General features: G+C 66.9%; 4 protein-coding genes. All 4 read left to right on the top strand.

Annotated features, from left to right (window positions below; genetic code table 11):
• Window positions 1-294 precede the first annotated feature (294 nt).
• A complete protein-coding gene (locus HMPREF0043_RS00675) occupies window positions 295-1,812 on the top strand; it encodes an SCO6880 family protein (RefSeq protein WP_040317460.1) in 1,518 nt (505 codons plus the stop codon).
• 80 nt (window positions 1,813-1,892) lie between these two features.
• Window positions 1,893-3,260, top strand: coding sequence for an ATP/GTP-binding protein (locus HMPREF0043_RS00670; RefSeq protein WP_156897457.1), 1,368 nt, complete (start codon window positions 1,893-1,895; stop codon window positions 3,258-3,260).
• Entirely contained in the window at window positions 3,257-4,957 is a 1,701-nt protein-coding gene (locus HMPREF0043_RS00665) for a type IV secretory system conjugative DNA transfer family protein (protein ID WP_156897456.1), read from the top strand. Before HMPREF0043_RS00670 ends, HMPREF0043_RS00665 begins: the two co-directional genes overlap by 4 nt.
• A gap of 18 nt (window positions 4,958-4,975) precedes the next feature.
• Window positions 4,976-5,682 (top strand): hypothetical protein (locus tag HMPREF0043_RS00660; protein WP_021600806.1); only part of this gene is annotated, 707 nt, incomplete at its 3' end.

Genomic DNA, 5,682 nt, shown 5'->3' with positions numbered 1-5,682 from the left:
TGGCTGGGGGCTCGGCGCCTGCTCGGGCGTCGAGTGGGCCGCCGGGCGGCAGTGCGGGCCCTCCAGGGTCTTCCGGGTCGCCTGCGTCGTCGGGGCCGGCGGGTGCGTCGTCTGGGCGCGGGTCGGGTTCCGGGGCCTCGTCCTCGCCTGGTGGTGGTCGGTCTCGGTCGGGTCGGGCTCGCGGTGCGTCCGCAGCTGCGGGTGGTGTGGGCCTGGCTGTCCAGGCGGCGCGGGGCGCCGGACGGGTAGCGGGCGGAGCTCGCGACGCGGCCGCCGGTCAGACGGGGGAAAGCAATGAGTAGTGGTGCGAGTGGTGAGAAGGCTGTCGAGCCGGTCCTTTACGGGAATTGGCGTCAGCCGGCCCGTGCTGGGTTGGGCACTCTGTCGGGGGCTGCGACTTTCGTGTTGTTCGTCGTCCTTGTCGTCACCGTGGTCGTCAATGCGTCTTTCGGGTTGTTTCCGGCGTTTTTCACGGCTTTGGTCTCGGGTGTCTTCCTCGTGGCCCTGGTCAGGAAGGATCGTCATGGGGTCACTCTTATTCAAAGGATTGGAGAGGTGGTTATGTTTCATCGGGCGCGGCGGCGGGGTCTGACGTTGTATCGGTCGGGGCCGGCGGGGAAGTCTCCGTGGGGGACGTGCCAGCTTCCCGGGGTATTGGCCTCGACGCGTCTGGGAGAGTTCGCTGACTCGTGGGATCGTCGGTTCGCCGTGCTGGCCATGCCCGCGGTCGGCAGTTACGCGATCGTGCTGGGGTGTCAGCCTGACGGAGCGTCTCTGGTCGATCAGGATCAGATCGATTTGTGGGTGGCTCGGTGGGGCATGTGGCTGGCCGATCTGGGCCAGGAGCATGGACTGGTCGGCGCCCAGGCGGTGGTGGAGACGACGCCGGATACGGGGACTCGGTTGCGTCAGGAGATCCAGGCCAATCTGGTCGAGGACGCGCCGGAGGTCGCCCGGAAGGTGGCTGGGGAGGTGGAGATGATCTATCCGTCGGGCACTGCCTCGGTTCAGGTTTACATCGCGTTGACGTATCAGTCGGCGCCCAGGCTGGGGGCCAAGCGCAGGGCGATGGAGGAGTTCGGGGCCGACATGGCCAGCCGGATTCCGGGTTTGACGGCGTCTTTGGCGGGCACGGGCGCTGGTATCGTCCGGCCGTTGACGGCCGGCGAGGTGCGCCGGGTGGTCAGGACCGCTTATGATCCGGCCTCGCAGGCCCTGTTCGACGCGGCCGATCTGTCGGGGCAGACGGTTGATTTGTCGTGGGCGGAGTGCGGACCTGCCGGCCATGATGTGCTGCGGGATCGGTATTACCACGATTCGGGGGTGTCGATGACGTGGATGATGACTCAGGCGCCGAAGGGTCAGGTCCAGTCGGATCTGCTGGCCCGGCTGCTGGCTCCGCAGAAGGAGATTTGGCGCAAGCGGGTGGCGTTGATGTATCGGCCGGTGGACGTGGCTCGTGCGGCTGAGATCGTCGAGTCGGATGTCAATGCGGCGCGGGCGCGGGCGGCGAATATGCGCCGCCCGTCGGCGTACGCGCAGATGGAGCTGCGCAAGGCCGAGAGATCGGCTCAGGAGGAGGCTCGGGGCGCGGGGCTGGAGAATTTCGGCATGATCATCACGTCCACGGGATCCACGGCGGCGCAGATGGACGATATCCGCGCCACGGTCGAGCGGCTGGCGGCGGCCACTCGCATCCAGATCCGGCCGGTCTACGGCGGTCAGGATGCCGCGTTCGCTGCTGGCCTGCCCGTGGGGATCGTGCCGTTGCGGCATTCCCGGGTTTCCGAGAGCGTCAGGCAGGCCTTGTGATGAGACTAGCGTGGAAGCCGGGGCGGGGCGCAGTTCCGTCGATGGGGTGGCAGCGCCGCGGGGGCGGGGGCATCCTGACGATGCCCGTTCCCCAGGAGTGGCGGGGCACCTCGATGCAGGTGTGCGGGTTATGGCCGTTTTCCATTGGGTCGGGCACCCCGATGGTGGGAGTGCCGTTCGGGCGGCATCTTTTGACGGGGAGCACCGTGTGCTTCGATCCGATTTCCTGGTTCAAGCGCGCGCATTTGATCGCCAATCCGTCGGCGTTTTTCATGGGGCTTCCCGGGCTGGGCAAATCGTCGGCGGTCCGCCACCTGATCATGGGGTTGGCGGCCGTCGGCGTGCATTCCATGGTTCTGGGAGACCTCAAGCCCGACTATGTCGACCTCGTGCGCGTGTTGGGCGGGCAGGTCATCGAGGTCGGTCGGGGCCGGGGACGGATCAATCCCCTGGATAGTGGGGCCTGGCCGGCCTCGGCGGGGGATCTGCCGCGCAAGCTGCGAAAAGAGCTGCGCGAGGACGCTCACGGACGGCGCCTGACCATGCTTTCCTCGCTCGTCCATCTGGCCCGCAACGCCCCGCCGACGGACCGTGAGGAGGCCATCTTGGATAGGGCGCTACTCGTGTTGGGCAAGCGGCTGGAGCGCACGCCGGTGATCGGCGACGTTTTGGACGTCGTGCGCCAGGCGCCCGATAACGTGCGGGAGGTGGCCATCGACCGGGGCAGTCTGGATCGGTATCGGGATATCACCGAGGGGTTGGAGGCGACGTTGGCGGGCATGCTCTCCGGTCGGTTCGGCGATGTGTTTTCCGGGCAGACGACGACGCCGATGGATCTGGACCGTCCCGTCGTCTTCGATGTGTCGTCTATTAATGAGAACGACAAGGCGTTGGAGGCTGCCGTATTGATGTGTTGTTGGTCGTATGGGTTCGGGCAGATCAATGCTGCCAATGCTCTGGCTGATGCCGGTCTGGTGGCCCGTCGTCACTATCTGGTGGTCATGGACGAGATCTGGCGGGCGTTGCGGGCCGGTCACGGGATGGTTGATCGGTTCGATGCGATCACTCGGTTGAATCGGGCGACCGGGACCGGGCAGGTGATGATCACTCACACGATGAAGGATTTGGAGTCGTTGGCGAGCGAGGAGGATCGGGCTAAGGCCCGTGGTTTCATCGAGCGGGCCGGCGCCGTGGTGTGCGGGGGTTTGCCGGGCACGGAGATGACGGCCCTGACGAAGGCCGTCACGTTGTCGCGCGTTGAGCAGGACATGCTCACCGGGTGGCAGGATCCGCCGACGTGGGATTCGACCACCGGTGAGGAGGGCGATCCGCCCGGTTTGGGCAAGTTTTTGATCAAGGTCGGCGGGCGTCCGGGGATCCCTGTCAAGGTCACGTTGACGCCCTCGGAGCTGGATGTCAATGACACGAATAAGAGGTGGCAGGCGTGAGAAGGGATTGGCTTCCGCTTTACGGGTGCCTCGGGGTCGTGGGCGTGGGGGTTGCCGTCAGTGTGGCGGTGCATGCCGGCCTGGCCTGGGTAGGCGAGTCGGGCCCGTGGAATCCGTCGGCTCTGCTCGTGGGGCTGGTGATTGGCGAGGTGAGCATGCCCGGCTCGGCGTGGGTGGTGGCCGGCCTGGTCTGGGTGGGCTGCGCGGTGATAGTCGGCGGGCCCGTGACGTGGTTGCTGTTTCGACGTCGACCGCGCCGGCGGGGGGATGGCAAGGCGCGTCTGACGGGCGGCCGGCAGGCGTCCCAGGCTGTGCGGCGCCGGCGGGTCGAGGAGAAGGCCGAGGCTTTCGGCCTGGATGCCAAGCGGTATCCGGGTTATCCCATCGGGCGGGCGGTGGCCGATCGGGCCGGGATCTACGGGGACTGGGAGAGTGTGGGCGTAACGATCGCCGGACCGCGGACCGGTAAGACGACGGCGATCGCCATCCCGCTGATCGTCTCGGCGCCTGGCGCCGTGGTGGCCACGTCGAACAAGCGGGATCTGGTCGATGGCACGCGCTTGGTGCGCGAACGCCGGACCGCGGAGAAGGCGTGGGTTTTCGACCCGTGTCAGATCACCAAGCGCGAGGCCGAGTTCTTCTGGAACCCGTTGACTTTCCTGACCTCGCCGGCCTATAACTCCTCGATCGTGGCGCGAGCCCTGACGCTGTCGAAGGCCTTCGGCGACGCCGCCCGGGCCGCGGGAGGACGGCACGAGCGTTACGACGGCTTCTGGGACGGTGGAGGCGACCGGATCCGCTCCCAGCTGTTGGCCGCGGCCGCTGTGGAGGGGCTGGGCATGCGCGAGGTCTATCGGTGGGCTTCCCGGGAGATCGACGTCGAGCCGGTTGACATTTTGCGTCGCCGCGGCCTGGAGAGTATGGCCGACGCTCTGCAGGGGGCGATCGACCTGCCGCCCGATACTAAGGGCGGGATGTGGGCGTGCGCGCGGATGGGTTTGGGCTGGGTCGAGGACCCCGATCTGGATGCGTGGTGGTCGTGGGGGCCGGGTCGGGAGGAGTTCGACCCGACCCGGTTCGTCCAGTCTCGCCAGACTCTGTATTGCCTGTCGTCTGACACCGCTAGTGTGACGCCGCTGGTCTCCGCCCTGGCCGTGGCGACCTGCCTGGCCGGCGAATACCGAGCCGAGACGTGCGGGGGTCGCCTGGCCAGGCCGATGCTCGTCGTCCTGGACGAAGCGGCCAACGTCTGTCCTTGGCGCGATCTGCCCAAGCTCTACTCGCACTTCGGCTCGAAGGGCATCTGTTTGCAGACCATCCTCCAGTCCTGGTCGCAGGGAATGGATGTGTGGGGTGAGACCGGCATGAACAAGCTGTGGTCGGCGTCCAATACGGCTCTGTATGCCGGAGGGGTCAAGGAAGTTGACCAGTTGGAGCGGATCTCCAAATTGATCGGCAACGAGCGCTCCGACCAGATTTCGACGTCGGTCTCCCGGGATAGTCGTAGCACGTCCGTGACGCGGGACGGTCAGGAGCGGCCTATCGCCTCAGTCGAGGAGCTGGCCGCCCTGCCGGAGTGGCGCGGGTGGCTTCTGGCTTCTCGGTCCCGGCCGGTTTTGATCGAGCTCGTTCCGTGGTTCACCACGTCCGTCAAGAAGCTGGTCGAAGAATCCTTGGCCGTCTACGGGCCCCGATAACCTCGCAAGGGAGGACTCATGTCAGAAGAGATCACAAGTGACTTGGATAGGAAGGTGGCCAATCTGGTCAGGCTTGCCCAGCAATTGGCCGAGGCCAAGAGGTGGCGCGACCAGCGGATTCTGGCCGCTGAGAACGAGGCGCTGCGCTCCGAGCAGTATCGTCTGCGCAGCATGATCGAGACCGCCAGGCCCTACCTGTCGGAAGGGCTGCGGGAACGGTGGTGGAACGAAGCCAGCCTCGAGGACGCCGTCCACATGCTCGGCGTGTCCGAGCGCTTCAAAGACGTCGATCCGATGGCCGGTCAGGTTCGTCTGCGCGCCAGGCGCGAGATCGCCGCTCGTTGGGACGTCGACGTCGAGGAGCCTGACTGGCGGGTGGCTTTAACCGCCAGTGACGCCGAGCTCGCCCAGGCCGAGCCCGTCGTTGAGGGCGAGACGCCTACCGAGCCGACGCAGCTGCGCGGTGACGTCCTCGAGCTGGGCGGCGCGGAGGATCCGGGCGAGGTCATCTCCTCGATCGAGGCGAACACGTCGCTGCCCGCCCGCGTCCGGGACGGGCTGCTGGCCCGCCTTCAAAACGCCGACGTGGCGTCCTGGCAAGACGACGAGGCGCGGCGGGCTGAGGACCGGGTGGGTCATGCTCAGGCCGAACGTGATCGTGCCGTGGCCGACGAGGAACAGGCGGGTGGGCGCGTGCGTAGCGGGGAGGTGTCGGCTGAGGGCGA

Source organism: Actinobaculum sp. oral taxon 183 str. F0552 (assembly GCF_000466165.1).
Taxonomy (GTDB): Bacteria; Actinomycetota; Actinomycetes; order Actinomycetales; family Actinomycetaceae; genus Peptidiphaga.
Note: the sequence above shows the minus strand (reverse complement) of the source record. Positions and strands in the feature narration are given on the sequence as shown.

Coding starts and splice junctions, on each gene's coding strand:
- HMPREF0043_RS00675 (WP_040317460.1), top strand. CDS start 295: ATGAGTAGTGGTGCGAGTGGTGAGAAGGCTGTCGAGCCGGTCCTTTAC.
- HMPREF0043_RS00670 (WP_156897457.1), top strand. CDS start 1,893: ATGCCCGTTCCCCAGGAGTGGCGGGGCACCTCGATGCAGGTGTGCGGG.